Origin of the sequence: Rhizobium ecuadorense (assembly GCF_001187535.1) — a bacterium.
Classification (GTDB): Bacteria; Pseudomonadota; Alphaproteobacteria; order Rhizobiales; family Rhizobiaceae; genus Rhizobium; species Rhizobium ecuadorense.
In genome coordinates, this window is record NZ_LFIO01000576.1 from 1 (window position 1) to 222 (window position 222).

Here is a 222-nt window from a genome sequence, read left to right on the forward strand (position 1 = left end):
GATCTGGCTCGTCGAAGTCGTCGTCGAACACGCAGGGCTCGCACTGCATCCGACGGACTTCACGGACAAGACCATGGTCATCGTTGCCGAAAAGCTTATTCATGGCTGCGCCGGAAATGCTGGATCCATTATCGAGCTCATTCGCTCCGCAGTCGAGGTGACGTTCAGGGCCGGCCGCAGCGAGGTCCTGATCGCGGATTTCGCTCAGGCCTACCACAACCG

At 59.5% G+C, this 222-nt stretch carries 1 protein-coding gene; it reads left to right on the top strand.

Going from position 1 to position 222, the window contains the following annotated elements:
• Positions 1 to 222, top strand: a 222-nt coding sequence (locus tag AF337_RS43245) for a hypothetical protein (protein ID WP_160320287.1), incomplete at both ends; no start/stop codon positions are given.